General features: G+C 64.8%; 20 protein-coding genes. 11 read left to right on the top strand and 9 right to left on the bottom strand.

Going from position 1 to position 20683, the window contains the following annotated elements:
* Window positions 1–65 precede the first annotated feature (65 nt).
* Window positions 66–1922 carry a 2-oxoacid:acceptor oxidoreductase subunit alpha gene (locus tag H7X45_RS02045; protein WP_187335912.1) on the bottom strand — a complete coding sequence of 619 codons (1857 nt, stop codon included), beginning with the start codon at window positions 1920–1922 and terminating at the stop codon, window positions 66–68.
* Window positions 1923–2098: 176 nt separating this feature from the next.
* Here H7X45_RS02045 and H7X45_RS02040 point away from each other — a divergent pair, with 176 nt between their 5' ends.
* The 3 genes from H7X45_RS02040 to H7X45_RS02030 are packed head-to-tail and all read left to right on the top strand — an operon-like array spanning window position 2099 to window position 4452.
* The gene (locus H7X45_RS02040; RefSeq protein ID WP_187335911.1) at window positions 2099–3049 is read left to right on the top strand and encodes an alpha/beta hydrolase; all 951 of its coding nucleotides are present in this window, start codon (window positions 2099–2101) and stop codon (window positions 3047–3049) included.
* Window positions 3049–3528 (top strand): RNA pyrophosphohydrolase, encoded by a 480-nt coding sequence (locus H7X45_RS02035; RefSeq protein ID WP_187335910.1) that lies wholly within the window; start codon window positions 3049–3051, stop codon window positions 3526–3528. The genes H7X45_RS02040 and H7X45_RS02035 overlap by 1 nt, the downstream gene beginning before the upstream one ends.
* Before the next feature lie 21 nt (window positions 3529–3549).
* Window positions 3550–4452, top strand: a complete 903-nt coding sequence (locus H7X45_RS02030) for a DUF481 domain-containing protein (RefSeq protein WP_187335909.1) — start codon at window positions 3550–3552, stop codon at window positions 4450–4452.
* A 10-nt stretch (window positions 4453–4462) separates the two neighbouring features.
* Here H7X45_RS02030 and H7X45_RS02025 read toward each other — a convergent pair whose 3' ends face one another.
* Both H7X45_RS02025 and H7X45_RS02020 read right to left on the bottom strand, forming a co-directional pair.
* Complete coding sequence (locus H7X45_RS02025) at window positions 4463–4996, bottom strand: tetratricopeptide repeat protein (RefSeq protein WP_187335908.1); 534 nt, start codon at window positions 4994–4996, stop codon at window positions 4463–4465.
* Between the two features lie 56 nt (window positions 4997–5052).
* Complete coding sequence (locus tag H7X45_RS02020; RefSeq protein ID WP_187335907.1) at window positions 5053–6228, bottom strand: RsmB/NOP family class I SAM-dependent RNA methyltransferase; 1176 nt, start codon at window positions 6226–6228, stop codon at window positions 5053–5055.
* Between the two features lie 499 nt (window positions 6229–6727).
* Here H7X45_RS02020 and H7X45_RS02015 point away from each other — a divergent pair, with 499 nt between their 5' ends.
* Window positions 6728–7951, top strand: coding sequence for a hypothetical protein (locus tag H7X45_RS02015; RefSeq protein WP_187335906.1), 1224 nt, complete (start codon window positions 6728–6730; stop codon window positions 7949–7951).
* 235 nt (window positions 7952–8186) lie between these two features.
* On the opposite strand, the gene guaB is transcribed toward H7X45_RS02015, so the two are convergent.
* The 3 genes from guaB to H7X45_RS02000 form a co-directional block, all read right to left on the bottom strand.
* Window positions 8187–9644, bottom strand: a complete 1458-nt coding sequence (guaB, locus tag H7X45_RS02010; RefSeq protein ID WP_187335905.1) for an IMP dehydrogenase — start codon at window positions 9642–9644, stop codon at window positions 8187–8189.
* An 86-nt stretch (window positions 9645–9730) separates the two neighbouring features.
* Window positions 9731–11230 (bottom strand): M20/M25/M40 family metallo-hydrolase, encoded by a 1500-nt coding sequence (locus tag H7X45_RS02005; RefSeq protein ID WP_187335904.1) that lies wholly within the window; start codon window positions 11228–11230, stop codon window positions 9731–9733.
* Window positions 11231–11235: 5 nt separating this feature from the next.
* Entirely contained in the window at window positions 11236–12069 is an 834-nt protein-coding gene (locus H7X45_RS02000) for an HpcH/HpaI aldolase/citrate lyase family protein (protein WP_187335903.1), read from the bottom strand.
* 137 nt (window positions 12070–12206) lie between these two features.
* Here H7X45_RS02000 and H7X45_RS01995 point away from each other — a divergent pair, with 137 nt between their 5' ends.
* Both H7X45_RS01995 and H7X45_RS01990 read left to right on the top strand, forming a co-directional pair.
* The gene (locus H7X45_RS01995) at window positions 12207–13178 is read left to right on the top strand and encodes an SPFH domain-containing protein (protein WP_187336936.1); all 972 of its coding nucleotides are present in this window, start codon (window positions 12207–12209) and stop codon (window positions 13176–13178) included.
* 4 nt (window positions 13179–13182) lie between these two features.
* Window positions 13183–13635, top strand: a complete 453-nt coding sequence (locus H7X45_RS01990; RefSeq protein WP_187335902.1) for an NfeD family protein — start codon at window positions 13183–13185, stop codon at window positions 13633–13635.
* A 186-nt stretch (window positions 13636–13821) separates the two neighbouring features.
* On the opposite strand, the gene H7X45_RS01985 is transcribed toward H7X45_RS01990, so the two are convergent.
* Complete coding sequence (locus tag H7X45_RS01985) at window positions 13822–15231, bottom strand: helix-turn-helix domain-containing protein (protein ID WP_187335901.1); 1410 nt, start codon at window positions 15229–15231, stop codon at window positions 13822–13824.
* Window positions 15232–15428: 197 nt separating this feature from the next.
* On the opposite strand from H7X45_RS01985, the gene H7X45_RS01980 reads away from it, so the two are divergent.
* The 3 genes from H7X45_RS01980 (at window position 15429) to H7X45_RS01970 (ending at window position 18000) form a co-directional block, all read left to right on the top strand.
* On the top strand, window positions 15429–17024 hold the full coding sequence (locus tag H7X45_RS01980; protein ID WP_187335900.1) for an isocitrate lyase: 1596 nt from the start codon (window positions 15429–15431) through the stop codon (window positions 17022–17024).
* Between the two features lie 131 nt (window positions 17025–17155).
* Window positions 17156–17536, top strand: a complete 381-nt coding sequence (locus H7X45_RS01975) for a hypothetical protein (protein WP_187335899.1) — start codon at window positions 17156–17158, stop codon at window positions 17534–17536.
* Window positions 17537–17685: 149 nt separating this feature from the next.
* Window positions 17686–18000, top strand: a complete 315-nt coding sequence (locus H7X45_RS01970; protein WP_187335898.1) for a hypothetical protein — start codon at window positions 17686–17688, stop codon at window positions 17998–18000.
* On the opposite strand, the gene H7X45_RS01965 is transcribed toward H7X45_RS01970, so the two are convergent.
* Window positions 17997–18503, bottom strand: a complete 507-nt coding sequence (locus tag H7X45_RS01965; RefSeq protein ID WP_187335897.1) for a helix-turn-helix transcriptional regulator — start codon at window positions 18501–18503, stop codon at window positions 17997–17999. The two genes, H7X45_RS01970 and H7X45_RS01965, sit on opposite strands and share 4 nt — an antisense overlap.
* 142 nt (window positions 18504–18645) lie before the next feature.
* On the opposite strand from H7X45_RS01965, the gene H7X45_RS01960 reads away from it, so the two are divergent.
* The gene (locus H7X45_RS01960) at window positions 18646–19452 is read left to right on the top strand and encodes a COG4705 family protein (RefSeq protein WP_187335896.1); all 807 of its coding nucleotides are present in this window, start codon (window positions 18646–18648) and stop codon (window positions 19450–19452) included.
* A gap of 47 nt (window positions 19453–19499) precedes the next feature.
* Window positions 19500–20021 carry a GNAT family N-acetyltransferase gene (locus H7X45_RS01955; RefSeq protein ID WP_187335895.1) on the top strand — a complete coding sequence of 174 codons (522 nt, stop codon included), beginning with the start codon at window positions 19500–19502 and terminating at the stop codon, window positions 20019–20021.
* Between the two features lie 4 nt (window positions 20022–20025).
* On the opposite strand, the gene H7X45_RS01950 is transcribed toward H7X45_RS01955, so the two are convergent.
* Entirely contained in the window at window positions 20026–20595 is a 570-nt protein-coding gene (locus tag H7X45_RS01950) for a manganese efflux pump MntP (RefSeq protein ID WP_187335894.1), read from the bottom strand.
* Window positions 20596–20683 lie beyond the last annotated feature (88 nt).

Raw genomic sequence — 20683 nt, 5'->3', positions numbered from 1 at the left:
CAGCATCAAGAGCAGCGGCAATACGGGTTTGGGCTTCGGATCGTCTTCGGGCCATGGGCCTGGCATCAGAGCGCATCCTCGATCGCCATCTCGATCTCGGCGATCGTAAAGGGCTGGCCGGTTACCTTGTTGAGCGGTTCCGCATCGATCAGATATTGATCGCGCAGTAGCGTCTTCAGCTGGCCGGTGTTCATCTCCGGCACGATCACCTTGTCGTAACTGCGCAAGAGATCGCCCAGATTGGCGGGCATCGGCCAGATATAGCGCATATGGATGTGGGACACGTCATGGCCATCGCGGCGCATGCGGCGCACCGCCTGATGGATCGGCCCGAAGGTGGAGCCCCAGCCGACGATGGCGAGCTTGCCGCCCGCCTCGCCCAGCGTGACTTCCTGATCGGGAATCGAACCGGCGACGCCGTTCACCTTGGCGGCGCGGATCGCCGTCATCTGCGCATGGTTTTCCGGGCTGTAATCGATATGGCCGCTGCCGGCCGCCTTCTCGATGCCGCCAATGCGGTGCATCAGCCCGGCCGTTCCGGGTTTGACCCAAGGGCGCGCCAGTTTCTCGTCGCGCGCATAAGGCTGGAAACCGTCTTCGGGCGCCTCTTCCAGGAACTTCACCTCGAACGGCGAATATCCGTCCATATCCGGCACTTTCCAGGGCTCTGCTGCATTGGCGATATAGCCATCGGTCAGGAGCATCACCGGCGTCATATATTCCACCGCGATCCGCACCGACTCGATCGCGCAATCGAACAGATCAGCGGGCGAACGCGCGGCGATGACGGGCATCGGCGCATCGCCGTTACGGCCGAACACGGCCTGATAGAGATCGGACTGCTCGGTCTTCGTCGGCAGACCCGTGGACGGGCCGCCGCGCTGTGAGTTCACGATGACGAGCGGCAGCTCGGTCATGATGGCCAAGCCCATCGCCTCGCCCTTCAGCGCGATGCCGGGGCCCGACGAACTGGTAACGCCCAGCTGCCCGGCATAGCTCGCGCCGATCGCCGAACAGATCGCCGCGATCTCGTCTTCGGCCTGGAAGGTGGTGACGCCATATTCCTTGAGGCGCGAGAGGTGGTGAAGAACCGCGGAGGCCGGAGTGATCGGATAGCCGCCGAAGAACATCGGCAGGCTGGCGAGTTGCGCGCCCGCAACCAAGCCAAGTGCCACCGCTTCCGCGCCGTTGACGGTCCGATAAAGACCGGGCTCGGCGGGCGCAGGATCGACATGATGCTGCTTCAGCGGACCGCTGATCTCCGCCGTTTCGCCATAAGCATGGCCGGCGTTGAGCGCGGCAATATTCGCCTCCGCGATGTCGGGCTTCTTCGCGAACTTGGCGTTCAGCCAGTCGACGATCGGCTTGCGGTCCCGGTCGAACATCCAGAGCGCCAGGCCCAGCGTCCACATATTCTTGCAGCGCAGTGCCTCTTTATTGCCGAGCCCGAAGGGCTTCACCGCTTCCAGCGTCAGCGCGCTGATATCGAACGCAAGAACATCGTAAGGCGCAAGGCTGTCGTCCTCGAGCGGGTTCGCCTCATATTTCGCTTTGTCGAGATTGCGCTTCCCGAACTCGCCGGTGTCGGCGATGATCAGGCCGCCTTCGCGCAAGCTGCCGACATTGGTCTTGAGCGCGGCCGGGTTCATGGCGACCAATACGTCCGGACGATCGCCCGCCGTCTCGATGGCCGCCGATCCGAAATTGATCTGGAAGGCGGAAACACCGAAGAGCGTGCCCTGCGGCGCGCGGATCTCGGCGGGGAAATCCGGGAAAGTCGCAAAGTCGTTGCCGGCCATGGCGGAAGACAGCGTGAACTGCCCGCCCGTCAATTGCATACCGTCGCCGCTATCGCCCGCGAAGCGAACGACGACGCGTTCCGCCGTCGCTGCCGGTTTTGTCTTTTCCACTGCCGTCGCCATGAGCGGCCTTTCATTCAATATCGTTATTCCGTGTAGGGGGCCGAAGTAGGACAGGCAGCCCTATCGCGCAAATTAGAAAATCTGTGCCCCGGCAAGCCATCGGTTCGCCGATTTGATTTTGACAGCGCAGCGATGCCCCGCCAGTGAAGGCCCATACCGAAAGTGAAGGATGCTCCATGGCCGATCTCCATGTCCGCGACGATGTGCGCAAATTCCTCGAGATGCTCGAGCAGATGGGCGGAAAAGCTGCTCATGAGGGCACGCCCGCAGAGGCCCGCATGGCGTTCAACATGATGACGCCGCTCGGCGATCTGGAGCCGGTCGATCTCGCCGTCATCACCGATATGCATTGCGATGGCCCGGCCGGGCGTATCCCGCTGCGCTATTACGATGCCCGCGCAGATCGCGGCGACAGCCCGGTGATCCTGTTCCTTCATGGCGGTGGCTTCGTTATCGGCAATCTCGATACGCACCATCCCTTTTGCACCTCGCTTGCCAAAGCGCTCGATCTGCCGGTGGTGGCCGTCGATTATCGCTTGGCGCCGGAGCACCCCTTCCCCGCCGCGCCCGATGATTGCGAGGCAGCCGCGCGCTGGGTCGCTTCGAACCCGGTCGCGCTGCCGTTCACGCCGACCGGCCTGGTGCCGTGCGGTGATAGCGCCGGTGGCAACCTTGCCATCGTCACCGCCCGCGCGCTTCAGAAGGAGCCCGCGGATGTGCCGGTTGTGGCCCAGTTCCCGATCTATCCAGTGGTCGATTCGCAGGGCGAATATGAAAGCTTCCGCGAATGCTCAGAAGGATTCCTGCTGACCGCCGAGACGATGGAGTGGTTCGGCAAGCACTATGCCGCAGAGGCTGGAAACGAGCGTAATGACGTGCTGCATCAGGATCTTGCCGGCACCCCGCCGACGGTGGTCGTCACCGCCGGGCTCGATCCGCTGCGCGATCAGGGCAAGGCCTATGCCGCCAAGCTGCGCGATTCCCGCGTGTCGGTTCGCGAGATGACGGCGGACGGCAACATCCACGGCTTCATCTGCATCCGCAAGATGATCCCTTCCAGTCAGCAGGACATCGATCAGATGTTCGTGCTCATGAACGAAACGCTCGAAGAGGTTGGAGCCAAGTAATGAGCGAGACCACCACCCTTCCCTATCGGCCCTGCGCCGGCATCATGCTCGCCAACAAGGCGGGCAAGGTGTTCGTCGGCCAACGGATCGACAACCCGGACAGCGATGCCTGGCAGATGCCGCAGGGGGGGATCGACAAAGGCGAGGACGCCGAAGCCGCCGCATTGCGTGAGCTTGAGGAGGAAACGGGCGTCCCGGCCGACAAGGTTACCATCGTCGCCAGTTCTAAAGAAGAGCTGTTCTACGATCTGCCGCCCGAGCTTCTCGGCAAGATTTGGGGCGGCAAATATTGCGGACAGCGACAGCGCTGGTTCCTTATGCGCTTCGAGGGCGAGGATGAAGACATCGACATTACCACCCGCCACGCCGAGTTTCGCGCCTGGCGCTGGGCCGATCCCGAAGAGCTGCCGCAGCTGATCGTGCCGTTCAAACGAAAGCTCTATCGCGACATCGTGGAAGAGTTCGGCCCGCTCATCTGACCCGGCCACCTCGTACCGATCATGCTCAAGACGACCATCCTTGCCGCCGCCATTCCGGCCGCGCTGCTGCTGGCAGGCCCTGCGGCGGCGCAGATCAGCGAGCCACTGCGCGGCATGCTCGAGGCTGCAATCGACAGCGGCAATGCGGGCGAGGTCGATACGGTCGCGAAGTACGCCAAGCGGGCGCGGCCCGATGAGGCGGCCGAGATCGATGCGCTGGTGCACGGCTGGAAGGACAAGGTTGCCGAACGCAAGATCGCGGACCTTAAGAACGCCACCTTTCTGGAGCGCTGGGAGGGACAGGGCCAGCTCGGCTTCAGCCGCTCCACCGGCGGCAGCAACGATCTGGGCCTCAACGCCGGCCTGCAGCTGAAGCGGCTTGGCGCGGACTGGACGCACGCTTTTCGCAGCCAGATCGACTATCAGAAGAGCAACGATGTGGTGACGCGGGAGCGGATCACCGCGGCGCTGGAGAGTCAGTTCCGGTTCGAAGACAACGCCTTCGCCTTCGGCCAAGCCCAGTATGACCGGGACCGGGTGCAGGGCATCGCGCAGCGCTTCGCCATTTCCGGCGGCCTCGGCTGGACGGTCGTGGACGATCCCGGCCTGCGCATCGCGCTGAAGGGCGGCCCGGCCTATCGCTATACCGACTATCGCACCGCACCGAACGAGCGGGTGCTTACCGGCCTTGCCGCGCTGGACGGGCGCTGGCGCATCGCCACGGGCGTGACGCTCACCCAGCATGCCGAGACCTTCGTGGCCGCGCAAAACAGCACCTTTGCGTCCACCACCGCGCTGGACACCAGCATCCTGGGGCCGCTGAAGGCGCGCTTCTCCTATACGCTCGACTATCAGACCCAGCCGCCTGTCGGCGCGGTCGACCTCAACACGCTGAGCCGCGCCAGCCTGGTCTACGATTTCTGACCGGGCACGCTCAGGGCTGCTCTTCGGCCCGGCGCTGCGCCTCTTCCACCGTCGTCGCGGGCGTCACCGCCTCGGCCGAGCGAACGGGCGTGCGCGCAGCATCCTCAATCGCCATCGACAGGCGGTCCGCCGCCCCGCAGTCCGCCTGGCAGAGCAGCCGCAGCCGCGCCAGATCCTCGCGCGCCCGCTCCAGCGCGCCGCGATCGGCCAAAGCCTGCCCCTCGCCCGCCAGCGCCGCCTGATCGTTCGGATCGCGCTGGAGCGCTTCGCGGTAGAGCCGGATCGCCTTGCCATCCAGCCCCTGTACCCTTGCGATATCGGCCAGCCCCACGAACGCCGCCTTGTAGGCCGGATCGACCGTCAGCGCCGTCTCGTACAGCCCGATCGCGCCGTCATAGTCCCCCGCAGCGCCGGCCGCGGCCGCCTGCTCACCCAGCGCGATGGCGCGCGGATCGATCTCGGGCAGCTCAGGCTTGGTGAGCCCCGCGCTGGAGACCATGGCAAGGCCGAGCGAGAGGGCGATGGCGGCGGGTGAGAAGCGCATGATGGTGTCCCAGATGCTGTTTGGCCCGGTGGGCGGGTTCGGTTGCGGGGATGCTATCATGTCGGGCCGAACATGGCGAAGGTAAACCCGTCGCTGCCGTCATGCGCGGGATCGAGTAGCGTCGCAGCCCCGTGCGCGCGCCCGGCCCCGCTATAGGGAACGGACTGCCAGCCGGGCCGATCGGCCAGGAAGCGCGCGGCCTGCCCCTCGCCTTCCTCATCCAGCAGCGAGCAGACGGCGTAGACCAGCCGCCCGCCGGGCGCGACCATGTCCGCGGCGAGATCGAGCAGCCGCGCCTGCAAGCTGGTGAGCGCTTCCAGCCGCTTGGTCGTCAGCCGCCAGCGCGTCTCCGGATTGCGCCGCCAGGTGCCGGTGCCCGAGCAGGGCGCGTCCACCATCACCAGGTCGCATTGGCCGCGCAACTCCGCCAGTGCCTCCGCCTCGCAGTTCGGATCGAGCAGCAGCGGCTCGGCGATCGTCACGCCCGCCCGTTCCGCCCGCTCGGGCAGCTGGCCCAGGCGGCGGCGATCGGTATCGGCGGCGATCAGGCGGCCTTCGTTCTGCATCATCGCGGCCAGCGCCAGTGTCTTGCCGCCCGCGCCCGCGCACAGATCGAGCACCGTCATGCCGGGCGCAGCGCCGCTGGCCTGACAGATCAGCTGGCTGCCGAGGTCCTGCACCTCGACGCGGCCTTGCGCATAGGCATCGGTGCCCACGATGTCGGTGCCTTCGGGCACCCGCATAGCGTTGGGCGCAGGGGCGAGCGCTTCTGCACCCGGCAGCTCTTCCAGCAGCGCATAGCGGCTCGCCTTCAGGCTGTTGGCGCGCAGGTCCAGCGGCGCGCGCGCCATCAGCGCATCGAGATCGCCGCGCACGGGCTCTGCGAAGCGATCGACCAGCCAGGCGGGGATGGTGCGGCCCCCGGCGCGCTTCTCGCCCGGGCCGATCGGCGCGGGGCCGTGCGGCGATCCGTCGAACAGCGGCGCGAGATCGGGCTGTTCGGCGGCCAGCCCCACTATCGCCGCGCGGCCGTCCGCAGGCCGATCCCCCCAGCGGCGGATCGCATTCCACGCCAGATCGCGCACCGCGCGACGATCCTTGGACCCCGCGTACCGCCGCGCCTTGAAGAACCCCTTGGCGATCACATCCGCCGCCGGCCCGCCATCGCGTGCCGCGACGATCACCTGATCGAGCAGCTCGATCGCCGACTGAACCCGCGCCGCCGGCGTCATGCCGCGCGCTCCAGCTTCACACACTTCACACTGTCCAGGAGCGGAAATTCGTTCAGGCTGCGATCAGCGGAGATGAACAGGGCGGGCCGCGCGAAACGGCTGCGAGAGGACAGATCAGAATGCATGCGCCCGATATACGGATTTCGATGAATGTAGGACAGGGGTTTGAGGGGTGGTCAACCATGCAAACCCGCGCACCGTCATTGCGAGGAGCCTAAGGCGACGCGGCAATCCAGAGCGTGCGCAGTGCTGCGATGGCGCAGGATCGGTTGGGCTTTCGTCATACCACTTGTGATCAAGTTGCGATGGCTTCTCAAGTTAGTTTTCAAAAGGTGCGCAAGGAATTGTCTGCTACCGGCGCGTACCGGCAGCCGCATCACTGGCTGAGCTTTGGTGGGAGGCTGAAGGTCGGCTATTTAGCAAGCGCCTCTAGAAACCCGCCATTGCATCCACGCAAATTACATTTAGTGATGTTGGCCTACTTGAGAGGGGCTTCCTTATGCTTGGATCGGCATTATACTTTCCTCACATCGACATAGATGATCCAGCGTGGCTGCGCTCAGCGATTTTATTCTGGGACGACATTCAAACTATTGCGCCGAGCTCAATCGAACAGCCTTACCGGAACAGTGATACTAAAATATGTGAAGCCGAGGGCTATCTAAAACCGCTCAGATGCGATCTGCATCCCGACGTTATCGATGACTTAGGTCAGAAGGTAATGAGCCTTTCTAATCGAAATGCACCGATTCTCAGGGCATTTCGCGAGAAAGATCATCCCGCAGGCGAAGCCATTGATGCATCAGAGGGCTTTAGCTGGGAATTAAATAGCGCGTTTGAAATGATGGGACTTCAATCTGACAAAATGTCCCCTGAACTTCGGAGTTTAGTATTTCACTTCGGTTTAAGCTGGATCAACAGAAACAAGATCCCTCCTGAACTCAGCCACTTTTTACACGATTTCAAAATGGCAAGGATGCACCCAAATAAGTTGCCCTACGCCTTGCGCCGGGCATTGGAGTTCGACAGGCATTACAGAGACGAAGACGGCGATTGGCTGCTTGTAGATGGTCGATTTGCCGACGCTTACATGGCAGCGATGGCCTCTCGGTTGGCCAAGGCAGTTGAGTTATCACCACTTACGTCGAGCGAGCCTTCACAAGGCCTGTCGTTCCGATTTCTGTTCGACGACGTTATTGAGAATTCCAAACAGAATGCGACCGGAGCGCTTGTCAGCCTCGCGATGCGGGGATTAACCGTCGATGCATCCGTTCCGGTTGAATCGTTGATTAAATTCCGACGGAACCGAAAAGATCAGTATATCGAGATGGCTCAGAAGCTGTCGGAATTCTCTGCAGAAATTTCCGAATGTTGCGAGGAGAGCGATGGTCGAGCATTGCTTGCTAAAGCTCAAACCACTTACGACAACAAGGTGGAACCGCAATTGCGTGCACTGAAACGCGAACTGGATAACAACTCTATTCAAACTGTATGGGAAGGTGCCTTCCGTGCACTTACGGTATCCGTGCCGTCCGCCGGAGCGTTAAACTTTTTCACCGGACTTACAGGCGGCGCGCTTCTCGGAGCTGGCGCATTACTGACAATCGCTGATGTAGGAGTGCGTTCATATTTGGTGGGTCGCAAGAGTCGAGGCGGCAACCCGTTTTCTTACCTGCATGATATTCGTGCCAACTTTGGGCTGCCCGAAACTCAGGGAGTTTGAACGTCCGCTTTTAGGAAACGTTTTTTGCTGAGCGAATTTCGCAAATGAGGTCTTTACTTGAAACCTAACCACTAGCCGCCACTGACGCGAAGCTGCCATTTCGTTCGAATTCGAGCGATCTACCTAGACAGCGTCGGCGTTGCCTTGCTGGGCTCCACCCTCATCCAACTGCGCCTAGCGGGTGAACCCGCAAGGCTTCGTATCCTTCCCCCATCCAGGGGGAAGGAAAAACGGTTCACCGCGTCGGGTAGTTCGGGGCTTCGCGCGTGATCGCGACGTCGTGGACGTGGCTTTCCTGCAGGCCGGCGTTGGTGATGCGCACCATCTGCGCGCTCCGCAGATCCTCGATCGTGCGGCTGCCGGTGTAACCCATGGCCGCCTTCACGCCGCCGACGAGCTGGTGGACCACATCGCGCGCGCTGCCCTTGTACGGCACCTGACCCTCGATGCCTTCGGGCACCAGCTTCATCTGATCCTTTATGTCCTGCTGGAAATAGCGGTCGGCCGAGCCGCGCGCCATCGCGCCGACCGAGCCCATGCCGCGATAGCTCTTGTAGCTGCGGCCCTGATACAGGAACGTCTCGCCCGGCGCTTCCTCGGTGCCCGCAAGGAGCGAGCCGACCATGACGCAGGATGCGCCCGCGGCCAGCGCCTTGGCGACGTCTCCGGACGTGCGCAGGCCGCCGTCGGCGATGATCGGCACGCCGTGCTTGTGCGCCTCTTCGGCGGACTGCATAACGGCGGTGAGCTGCGGCACGCCGACGCCTGCGACCACGCGGGTGGTGCAGATGGAGCCGGGGCCGATGCCCACCTTTACACCGTCCGCGCCTGCATCGATCAGCGCGCGCGTGGCCTCCGCCGTCGCCACGTTTCCGGCGATCAGCTGGACTTCGTTCGACATGGCCTTGATGGCGGACACCGCCTCGCCCACCATTTTCGAATGGCCGTGCGCGGTATCGACGATCACCACGTCGCAGCCTGCCTCGACCAGCGCGCGGGTGCGTTCCAGGCCCTTTTCGCCTACGGTGGTCGCCGCGGCGACGCGCAGGCGGCCGCCGGAATCCTTGGTGGCTTCCGGGTTCATCACCGCCTTTTCGATGTCCTTCACCGTGATCAGGCCCACGCAGCGATAGTCTTCGTCCACCACCAGCAGCTTCTCGATACGGCGCTGGTGGAGCTGGCGGCGGGCCTCGGCCTGCGTCACGCCCGCCGGCACGACGGCGAGGTTCTCGCTGGTCATCAGCTCGGCCACGCGCTGCTGCGGGTTTTCGGCGAAGCGTACGTCGCGGTTGGTGAGGATGCCGGCGAGCTTGCCGTCCTTTTCCACCACGGGAATACCGGAAATGCGGTTTTCGGCCATGATCGCCTGCGCCTGCGCCAGCGTGGCCTCCGGATGGATGGTGATGGGGTTCACCACCATGCCGCTCTCAAACCGCTTCACCTGCCGCACGGCGGCGCATTGTTCCTCGATCGAGAGATTGCGGTGCAGCACGCCCAGGCCGCCCATCTGCGCCATGACGATGGCCATGCTCGCCTCGGTCACCGTGTCCATCGCAGCGCTGAGCACGGGGATGTTCAGTTCGATCCCGCTGGTGACGCGGGTGCGCGTGTCGGCCTGGCTGGGCACCAGATCGGATGCCGCGGGCTGCAGCAGCACGTCGTCAAATGTGAGGCCGAGGGGGATGTTGGTCATGGGAGAAGCTGCCTGCCGGAACGAGTCGTGGCAGCCCATGTAACGGCGGTACGTTACGTTAGGAAGGGGGTGGCGTTGGTCGGACGCTAGCCCGGCCCCGGATAGCTGCTCTCATCGGCGAAATACCGGGCCAGCGCTACGTGCAGGTCCGCATCCTCCGCCGCGCCGGACAGATCCGTGTCGTCGGTCAACCGGTCGTCCGGCGTGTGGTAAGCACCGCCGAGGAAGGCCTGCAGCCGCGCACTGTCCGAAAAGGCACCGTTGGCCATCACGGTCGGCACGCCCTTTTGCAGCAGCATCCAGCCGTCCTGGCGTTTGATATAGGCGTTGGCGTCGTCATCCGCGTCCACCTGCCGCCCGATGGCGCGCGCCACCTTGCCCACGTCCGCGGCGATCGGCGTCTTGCCACGTCCGATGATCGCAACCGGCTCGCCCGCCGGGGCCACCGCGACGGTGTCGAGGTTGAACGCGGCGACGATGCGATCCAGCGGCACCGGCGGATGCTCGGCAAAGGCCTTGGCGCCGAGCAGGCCGATCTCCTCGCCCGTCGTCGCCACGAAATAGACGTCGCGGTCCAGTGGGGGCGCCTTGGCGAGGCGCTCTGCCACCTCGATCAGCACGGCGATGCCGCTCGCATTGTCGACCGCGCCGTTGCAGATGCGGTGTGGCGCGCCCTCGGGGCGGCAGACGCCAAGATGATCCCAATGGCCGAGCAGCATCACCGCGCCCGCCTTCGGATCGCGGCCGGGCAGCTTCCCGATGACATTATAGCTCGACAGGCGCTCGTTTTGGCTGCGCGCCGTCAGATCGGCGGTGAGCGCGAGCGGTTCGATCAACCCCGGATTTTGGTCCGCGCGCAGCCGCGCCTCGACCAGCGTGTCCCCGCTCGCCGCGAACAGCTTGCGCGCCGCCTCGTCGCCGATGCCGCCATAAAAGCGGGGCGCGCGGGCATCGTCATCGGCCAGCTCGCTCGCCTTGCGGAACCAGGTGCCGCGCAAGGAGGAAACCCTGTCGTCCTCATCGAAGATCAGCAGCACGCCCTCGGCCCCTGCCCGCGCCAGCGTGGCGGCGCGTTCGGCGAGGGTGCGCGTCTCGCCCCTGGCATGACCCGCCAGCATCAGCGCGATGCGCCCCGTAAGGTCGGGCGGCGGCGCGCCCTCGGCAATGCCATAGCCGGTGAACACCAAGCGCGCACCGTCCAGCTTACCGCTGTCCGCCCGGCCCGATAGCAGGACGGAGCGATCGGCGATCGGCACCGGCTTGCCGTCCAGCGTGAAGAATCGCGCGCTACCCGACAGCGGCCTGCGCGTCACCATCGATACCGGCTGATACCAGCTTGGCCCGCCGTCCGCCGCGTCCGCGCCCGGCTGCAAACCGGCCTCGTTCCACTGCGTGGCGATATAGTGCACCGTCTTGCGCCCGCCCTCGCTATCGGGGGCGCGGCCGCCATAATCGTCAGCGGCTAGCACCGCGACATGCGCGCGCAGTTCCGCCGCCGTGATCGGCGCGGGCTCGACCGCCGTCGTCTCCGCACAGAGCGGGGCGGCGATCGCGAGACAGAGGAGAGGCCAAACGCGCCGGATCATGGGCGTCAGGGCTGCGCCCTGGCGCGTTTCAGCAGCTTCTTCGCCTCGATCACATGCAGATCCTCGATCATTTCGCCGCGGAAACGCACGGCGCCGCCATCGGCTGCGTCGATCAGAGCGCGGGCGCGCTCCAGCTCCGCCTCATCGGGGGCGAACAGGCGGTTCGCGGTCTCCACCTGCGCCGGGTGAATCAGGGTCTTACCGGTAAAGCCATAAGCGCGGCCCTGGCGGCATTGGCGCTCCAGCAGCTCCGCATCGTCCAGCACATTGCACACGCCGTCGAACACCGGCTTGCGCGCGGCCGCGCCCGCCAGCACGATCTGCTGCAAGGCAAGCTCCAGCCCCTCCCGGTTCGGCCCCGCGCGCACACCGAGGTCGAGCGCCAGATCGTTGGTGCCCGCCAGCATCGCGGCCACGGGCTCCATCGCCGCAATCTTGCGCGCGGCATAGATCGCCGCCGCCGTTTCGATCATCGGGATCAGCGGCACGGCGATCCGCCCGTTCAGCGCGTCGATCGCCGCGCCGTCGTTCACCTTGGGCAGGACGACATAGTCCACCGGCAGGCCGTCCAGCAGATCGAGATCGCCATGATGCCATTCGGTGTCCGCCGCATTGATGCGCAGCGCCACCTGTTTGCCGCCGCCGAAGCCGCTGCGGATCGCCTGCGCCGCCACGGCCCGCGCATCGCGCTTGGCATCGGGCGCCACGGCGTCTTCCAGATCGACCACGATCATGTCCGCCGGGAGCGAGGCCGCCTTGGCCAGCGCCCCTTCGCGCCCGCCCGGCACGAACAGCGCCGAACGCACATGAACAAGATCCGGCTTCACTACAGCGGTCATCGAACGGGCGTCCTTCGTCGAATAATCCTTCCCCTTCCCCCTCCAATGGCGCAAAATCAACGCCATCGCAAAGGGAGGTTTTGTTCGTGATCTATCTCGTCGGCGCCATCGCGCTTCTGGTTCTGGTCTATGGCTTGATGGGGGTTAAAATCGTCCATCAGGGCTTTCATTATACGATCGAACATTTCGGCCGCTACACCACCACCGCCACCCCCGGCCTCGTCTTCGTGCCGCCCTTTTTCTACGGCGTGGGGCGCAAGGTGAACATGATGGAACAGGTGCTGGATATTCCGGGTCAGGAGATCATCACCAAGGACAACGCCATGATCCAGTGCGACGGCGTGGTGTTCTTCCAGGTGCTCGATGCGCCCAAGGCGGCCTATGAGGTGCATGACCTTTACAATGCGATCCTGAACCTCACGACCACCAACCTGCGCACGGTGATGGGATCGATGGATCTGGACGAGACGCTGTCCAAGCGAGACGAAATCAATGCGCGGCTGCTGCATGTCGTCGACGATGCCACCACGCCCTGGGGCATCAAGATCACGCGCGTCGAGATCAAGGACATCCGCCCGCCCAGCGACATCGTCGAGGCGATGGCCCGCCAGATGAAGGCGGAGCGGATCAAGCGCGCGCAGATCCTGGACGCGGAGGGCGACCGGGCTTCGGCCATTCTGCGGGCCGAGGGCGAAAAGGAATCCAAGATCCTGGCCGCCGAGGGCCGGCGCGAGGCCGCCTATCGCGACTCCGAAGCGCGCGAGCGCGAGGCGGAGGCCGAAGCAAAGGCCACGCAGGTCGTCTCCCAGGCGATCCGCGACGGCAACCCGCAGGCGCTCAACTATTTCGTGGCGCAGGATTATGTGAAGGCCATTTCCGGCTTCGCTACCTCCACCAACGCCAAGACCATCCTGTTCCCCGTGGAAGCGACGCAGCTGATCGGCACAATCGGCGGCATCGGGGAGCTGGCTCGCGAAGCGTTGGGCGGCCATGCCGACGCGGCGACGGCAAAGGAAAAGCCATCGCAGATCGTCGCCAGCCCGTTCGCGGCAGAGCGCACCCGCGACGGCAATGACCTGAACACCGCCGACGAAAAACGCGGCCGCTGATCCGATGGACGATATCGATCCCTATCTGCTCTGGATGATCGGCGGCGTCCTGCTGGTCGTCGCCGAAATGCTCGTGCCGGGCATCTATCTGCTATTCGTCGGCGCCGCGGCGGTGCTGACGGGCGTTGCCACCTGGATGTACGATTTCGGCCCGGTCTATCAGATCGGCCTATTCGCGCTGTTCCTCCTCGCCTCGATCATGATCGGCAACCAGATCTACAAGCGCAATCCGGTGGCGAGCAGCGACCCCGATCTCAACAACCGCTCCGCCCGGCTGGTCGGCACCTCGGTCACCGTCGTCGATGCGGTGAGTGCCAATGGCGGGCGCGTAAAGGTGGGTGACAGCGTCTGGCCCGCCCGCGGCCCCGATCTCGCCGTGGGGGAAACCGCGCGGGTGCTGCATGTCGATGGCGGCGTCCTGGTGCTGGAAACGCCGCAAAAGTTGATCGAGAGCTGAGGGGGCGGGTCAGCACAGCCCCACTCCCTTATCTTTCGTCACCCCGGACTTGATCCGGGGGCCAGCTTCAAACCGCGCGTTCACATCAAAAAGCTGGGCCCCGGCTCGGGGGCCGGGGCGACGAGCGTGTGGGGAAATTGCGGTGTGCCAATCTTTCCGTACCAGGCGTTTTCCCTGCCCCGCCCCTCAGCTTTCCGGAAACTGAAAGGCGTTCCAGCCGCGCTGGGTTTCGTCCACGATCATCCGGCGATGCGCAGGCGGCACGGCGCGCTGGCGACAGCCGATCCGCGTGCAATCGCGGCAGCCCAGCCCGATAGGCATGGCAGTACCGTCCAGATCGAGCCCCCCTGCATAGGTAAGGCCGTGGGCATGGCGCGTCTCGCAGCCCAAGGCGACGGCATATTCCGGTGAGCTCTGGCCAAAGGGCTGGCGATAGGCGGTCACCGTGCGCGCCACCGTCAGGAACCGCGTGCCGTCTTCCAGCTCGACCAGCTGCGTCAGCATCTCGCCATGCCGCTCGAACGCGCGGTGCAGGTTCCACAGCGGACAGCTGCCGCCGGTGCGCGCGAAGGAGTGACTGCCCGCGGAAAAGCGCTTCGAAATATTGCCTGCCCGGTCGACGCGGATCAGGAAGAAGGGCACGCCGCGCGCGCCGGGCCGCTGCAATGTCGTCAGGCGATGCGCCACCTGCTCGAAGCCCGCGCCGAAGCGCGCCTCCAGCAAGGCGATGTCATAGCCCGTCGCCTCGGCCGCCTCGTGAAAGCGCCGATAGGGCATCATCATGGCGCCCGCCGCATAATTGGTGAGGTTCTGCAGCAGCAGGCGCTGCGCCGGTTTGGACGGCATGTCCGCGCGCGCCACGATCGCGTCGATTGCCGGTTTCAGCTCGAACGCGGCAAGCTGATAGGCGGCCTGAAAGGAGCGGCTGGCATTGTCCAGCACCTCGGACAATTGCACCTGGCGATTGTGGATATCGAAGCGCCGAAGCAGCTGGGGCATCACCTCCGCGGGCAGGATGCGCACGGTGAAGCCGTATTTCACGCGCAAACGGTCCGACACGCTGCTGAGGAAATGGGGGCCGCCGAGCCGCAATTCGTCGGCCAGCGCCTCGCACTGCTCCTCCAGCTCGGCAAAATGATTGCGCGAGCCCTCGATAAATTCAGACACCGCGCGCAGCGGCGTGGCGCCCTCGCGCGGGGCGGGCCCGTCCTCTGGCCCGGCATCCTTGGCGCGGTGCAGGCGGATGAACGCCTGCGCGATGCCGGGCTGCGCGGCGACGAATTCCTGCAGCTCCGCCTTGCCGATATCGAGCCCGGCCAGCGCGGGCGATGCCAGCGCCTCGGCCACCTCCCGCTCGATCTGTTCGTCCTGCTCGGCGATCAGTTCGCGCAGATCGGCATTATAGGTGCTGGTGAGCTTCAGCAGGAACGGCGCGGTCAGCGGGCGCTGGTTGCGCTCGATCAGATTCAGGTAGCTGGCCGAGATACCCAGCTCCTCGGCCATGCGCTTTTGCGCCAGGCCCAGCCGCCCGCGAAGCCGGCGCAGACGCGGCCCGGCGAAAATCTTGCGATCGGGAAGCGACGGTTCTTCGGCCATACAAGTAAATTCTTTACGGGTTTACAGGACTTGCCCGCCCATTCCATACCTGTTCACACGATTTTTACAACATTCTTTTGACCTCACGCCCGGCCTTCCGGCAAAGAAAGGGCATCGGTTTACCGGCGTTTGCGCGAGTCCCCCGGATGGGAAGTCTGTGAAGACCTTGTAGACCAATTCAAGATGGGAGTTACAACATGACCTATAACAAGCAGATCGACGAGGCGAGCACGCTGATCGAACGCAACGGTGCGCCCTGGGGCGATATCGAAGCCGCCGCCGTCGCCCGCATGCGCCTGCAGAACCGGTTCCTCACGGGCCTCGACATCGCCAAGTACACCGCCGGGATCATGCGCGCCGATATGGACGCCTATGATACGGACCCCGCGAACTACACCCAGTCGCTGGGCGCATGGCACGGTTTCATCGGGCAGCAGCAGCTGATTTCGATCAAGAAGCATTTCGGCAGCACCAAGGGCAAATATCTCTATCTGTCCGGCTGGATGGTCGCCGCGCTGCGCAGCGAGTTCGGCCCCCTGCCCGATCAGTCGATGCATGAGAAGACCTCGGTCCCCATGCTGATCGAGGAGCTCTACACCTTCCTGAAGCAGGCCGATGCGCGCGAACTGGGCCTTCTGTTCCGCGATCTCGATGCCGCCAATGCAGCGGGCGACGACGTGAAGCAGCGCGATCTGCAGAACAAGATCGACAACTTCCAGACGCATGTCGTCCCGATCATCGCCGATATCGATGCCGGCTTCGGCAATGCCGAGGCGACCTATCTGCTCGCCAAGAAGATGATCGAGGCCGGGGCCTGCGCGATCCAGATCGAAAACCAGGTGTCGGACGAAAAGCAGTGCGGCCATCAGGACGGCAAGGTCACCGTGCCGCATGAGGACTTCCTCGCGAAGATCCGCGCGGTCCGCTACGCCTTCCTGGAACTGGGCGTCGACGACGGCGTCATCGTTGCGCGCACCGACTCGCTCGGCGCCGGGCTGACCAAGCAGATCGCCTTCACCAAGGAGAAGGGCGATCTGGCCGATCAGTACAACAGCTATCTCGATGTCGAGGAGGTCGATCCGTCCAATGTCGGCCATGGCGACGTCCTGATTGCCCGCGAAGGCAAGCTGGTGAAGCCCAAGCGCCTGCCGTCCAATCTCTTCCAGTTCCGTTCCGGCACTGGCGAGGACCGCTGCGTCCTCGACTGCATCACCTCGCTGCAGAACGGCGCGGACCTGCTCTGGATCGAGACCGAGAAGCCGCATATCGGCCAGATCGGCGGGATGGTGAACCGCATTCGCGAGGTCATTCCCAATGCCAAGCTGGTCTACAACAACTCGCCCAGCTTCAACTGGACGCTGAACTTCCGCCAGCAGGTCTTCGACGCCTGGGAAGCGGACGGCAAGGATATGAGCGATTACGATCGTACCAAGCTGATGAGTGTGGATTATGACGGCAGCGATCTCGCCGCCGAAGCTGACGAGCGCATCCGCACCTTCCAGAAGGACGCGGCGCGCGAGGCGGGCATCTTCCACCACCTCATCACCTTGCCGACCTATCACACCGCGGCGCTCTCCACGGACAACCTGTCCAAGCGCTATTTCGGTGAGGAAGCGATGCTCGGTTACGTCCTCAACGTCCAGCGCGAGGAAATCCGTCAGGGCATCGCCTGCGTGAAGCATCAGAACATGTCCGGTTCGGACATCGGCGACGATCACAAGGAGTATTTCGCCGGCGAAGCGGCCCTGAAGGCGGGCGGCAAGGACAACACCATGAACCAGTTCGCCGCCTGACGCGAACGCCCTTCTCTTTTCCAGGCCCCATCTTCTGGAGAGGAGCGCCCGCCCCCGCCACCGTGCGGGGGCGGGTTTCGTTTTTGGGGGCCGCCTTCACTTTTGCGCCCCGCGCCGCTATCTTTCGGCTCATGTCCGCCCGCAATCCCTTCGGCCCTGCGATGTCGCTGCGTGCGGCGGCGCTGGTGCTCATCATGAGCATCTTCGCGCATTCGCTGATCCCCGAAGGATCGGTGACGGACCGGGACAGCGGCTCGGCCTTCAACGCTTTCACGATCGACGTGTCGCTCGGTCCCACGCGCGCCAGCGACGTGGCGATGGTCCACACCGTCGAGCGTGCGCCCGATCCGGTGGCGGGCGGCAACAGCGCCGCGATCCTAGGCGGCAGCCTGTCGCGCACCCCCGTCCTGCCGGCCTCGGCCGACAAATCGGCCGCCCCCCGAAAGCAGCGCCCGGCGCTCTCGCAAGTCGCGGCGCTCCCGCCGCCCAGTAGGGCCCCGCCCTTCGCCTGACGCACATTGCGGCCCGTTCACCCGAACGGCCGCCCGATCTTCGCACGAACCCTCATCGGCCCCGCCCCGCGGCGGCCGATCCCGAACGGAGCGCAAGCCGCTGCTGAACCGGCGCGGCGCTCCATCGGACCAACGCATCAGGAACATTTATGAACACCGCTACCACGCCCGGGGAAGTCCGGGACCATATCGTCGACAATCCCGGAGGCCTGGACCTCGTCTTCACCGGGGAGAAGCTGCTGTCCGTCAACTATCACGATGTCGGATCGGTGCAGCTCTATCGCACGCAGGGCGGGCGCTATGTCATGCGCCAGCGCCGCTCCAGCCGCCCCGGCTTCATCGAGATCGACCGGCTGGAAATCGGACAGAGCGCGGAGCAGCTGCTCGATCTGCTCGTCGTCGGCCTCGGCGTCACCGCCATGCGCGCCGAGCTCGGCCTCGATACCAGCATCCGGCTGGACTAGCGGGCGCGCTCCGCTTCGGCGCCGTCGATCAGCTCTTCGATGAATGACGTCGCGAGGCCCGCGCGGTCCGCGACGCCCGCCTTGGCGTAAACCTTGCTGAGTTGGGAGCGGACGGTGCCCGGTGCCGATCCTCGCAGGGACGCGATTTCACCAATCGAACAGCCCTTCAGCGAGAACAGCGCCACTTCCGCCTCGGCCGCGGACAAGCCCCAATGCGCGAAACGCTCATCGAGCAATTCGGCAAAAGAGCCGCGGGCAAGCACGAGCGCATCGGACAGCCGCCGCGATTTCCGCAAAGTGCGGCGGATGTTGAGCGCGCTGAGCCCGATGCCGATCGCCAGCGCGACGGCTACGAGGATTTCCGTCCAGGCCAGCCACGCCGCCTCTCCGGCCTCTCCCGTCATGCTATCGAGCACGGCATCGGTAATGAAATAGATCGCTGCCGCCGCCTGCAATGCGAGCAAGAGGCCGGAGCCAGTCAGTGCACTCAGCCGAGCGCGCATGCCGCCGAGACCTGACGAGGAGCGGCGACGCGCCCGGCGTCAACGGGGGTCCAGAAAGGCCCGCATAAGCGGCTGCTTATGGCGATTCGCGGTGCGCGCATCATTGGTGCCCCAGGAATAGACGCGCCATGGGAGCCGATCAATGAATTCGACCGACCGCGAAACCCGCGAGGCATTGGCAAAGGTGCCGGCCATCACATTGGGGTTCTGGATCATCAAGATCCTGGCCACCACCTTCGGCGAAACGATGGGCGATACGGTCAGCATGAGCTGGCTGGGCGAAACCACGGCCAGCGCCGGGCAATCGGGCCTGAACGGCTATCTGGTGGGCACCGGCATCTTTGCCGTGACGCTGGCGATCCTCGTCTGGTTCCAGATCAAGGCGCGCGCCTTCCATCCCTTCCTCTATTGGGCAACGATCATCGCCTCGACCACCGCGGGCACGAACATGGCGGATTTCGCCACGCGCTCGCTGGGTATCGGCTATCCGGGCGGATCGCTGCTGCTCCTCGCCTGCGTGCTCGGATCGCTGGCGGTCTGGTACAAGGCCCTGGGGCGGATCGATGTGGAATCGGTCCACACGCCGCGCGCCGAGCTCTATTACTGGATCACCATCACCTTTTCGCAAACGCTGGGCACTGCGCTCGGCGACTGGGTGGCGGACGGTTCGCTCGGCTATCTCGGCGCGGCCGCCATCTTCGGGGGACTGTTGGTGCTGGTCGCAGCGGCGCATTTCTGGACGCGGATCGACAAGGCGCTGCTGTTCTGGAGCGCGTTCATCCTCACCCGTCCGCTGGGCGCCGTGGTCGGCGATTTTCTCGACAAGCCGGTTTCGCATGGCGGGCTGGCGCTGAGCCGAGCGGTCGCCTCCGGCGTCTTGATTGCGGCGATCGTGGCGCTGATTCTCTTTGTACCGCAGCGTGCCAGCCGGACGGAACAGGCCGCCTGAACCGCTCGGGACTTGGCGAGCCGGCACAGTTCGCGCATGGGGCGGCTATGCACGATTCCGCCCTTGCCTTCCGCCCCGCCGCGCCCACCGATCTGGCGAAGGTCCACCGGCTGATCGAACGGGCCTATCGCGGCGACGCGGCCCGCGCGGGCTGGACGCATGAGGCAGACCTGATCCAAACCCCGCGCACCAGCGAGGCGGAGCTGGCAGACATCATCGCCGATCCGGACAATCGCCTGCTGACGGCGTGGGACGGGGCGGAACTGATCTGCACGGTGCTGATCTCCCGCCGCGGCGCCGACGGTGCCTATCTGGGCATGCTGACGGTCGATCCGCAGTTGCAGGCGGGAGGAATTGGCCACCGCATTCTGGCCCATGCCGAAGCGGAGGCAGCCCGCCTTTTCGGGGCGCGGACGATGACAATGTGGGTCATCACCGTCCGGCCCGAGCTGATCGCCTGGTACGAACGGCGCGGCTATCGCCAAACCGGCGAACGCGAGCCCTTTCCTGCCGAAACCGACCCACCGCTGGAATTCGCGGTGCTGGAAAAACCGCTCGCGGGCGGCTGACGCCTCAGCCGATCAGGCCGAGATGTTCGACGAGGATAATCGATCCGATCGCGATCAGCACGATGCCGCCGCCGATCTCCGCGAACCGGCCGAAACGCGCGCCCACCTTTGCGCCGATCAGCATACCGATAGTGGTGAAGACGAAGGTGCTGAAGCCGATGGCCGCGGCGATCACCCAGATGTTCGCGCCGATGAAGGCCAGGCTCACGCCCACCGCGGCGGCATCGATACTGGTGCCGATCGCGGTGGCGATGAGCGCCAGCGGTCCGGCCTTCGCCGGCAGCGCTTTCCCATCGTCATCGTCGCCGCGTACCGCGTGAAATATCATCAGGCCGCCCACGCCGGCGAGCAGCGCAAAGGCGATCCAGTGGTCGACCGAAGCGACGAAGCCCGCTGCGACCATCCCCAGCGCCCAGCCGATGACCGGCGTGATCGCCTCTATCACCCCGAACACCGCGCCGGATCTGATGGCGGAAAGCAAGGGCGGCCGGTGCGAAGCGCCTCGGCCCACAGCGGCGGCAAAGGCATCGGTCGACATGCTGACGGACAGGAATGCGATTGCGGCTGGGGTCATCGAACATCTCCACCGCACGAACAGCGTGCGGACGCGGCGGGCCTATAAAAAGCAGCCGCCGCTGACAAGCGCTACACCGCCGGTCGCC

The sequence above is a fragment of the Novosphingopyxis iocasae genome, from assembly GCF_014334095.1.
GTDB classification, from domain to species: Bacteria; Pseudomonadota; Alphaproteobacteria; order Sphingomonadales; family Sphingomonadaceae; genus Novosphingopyxis; species Novosphingopyxis iocasae.
Note: the sequence above shows the minus strand (reverse complement) of the source record. Positions and strands in the feature narration are given on the sequence as shown.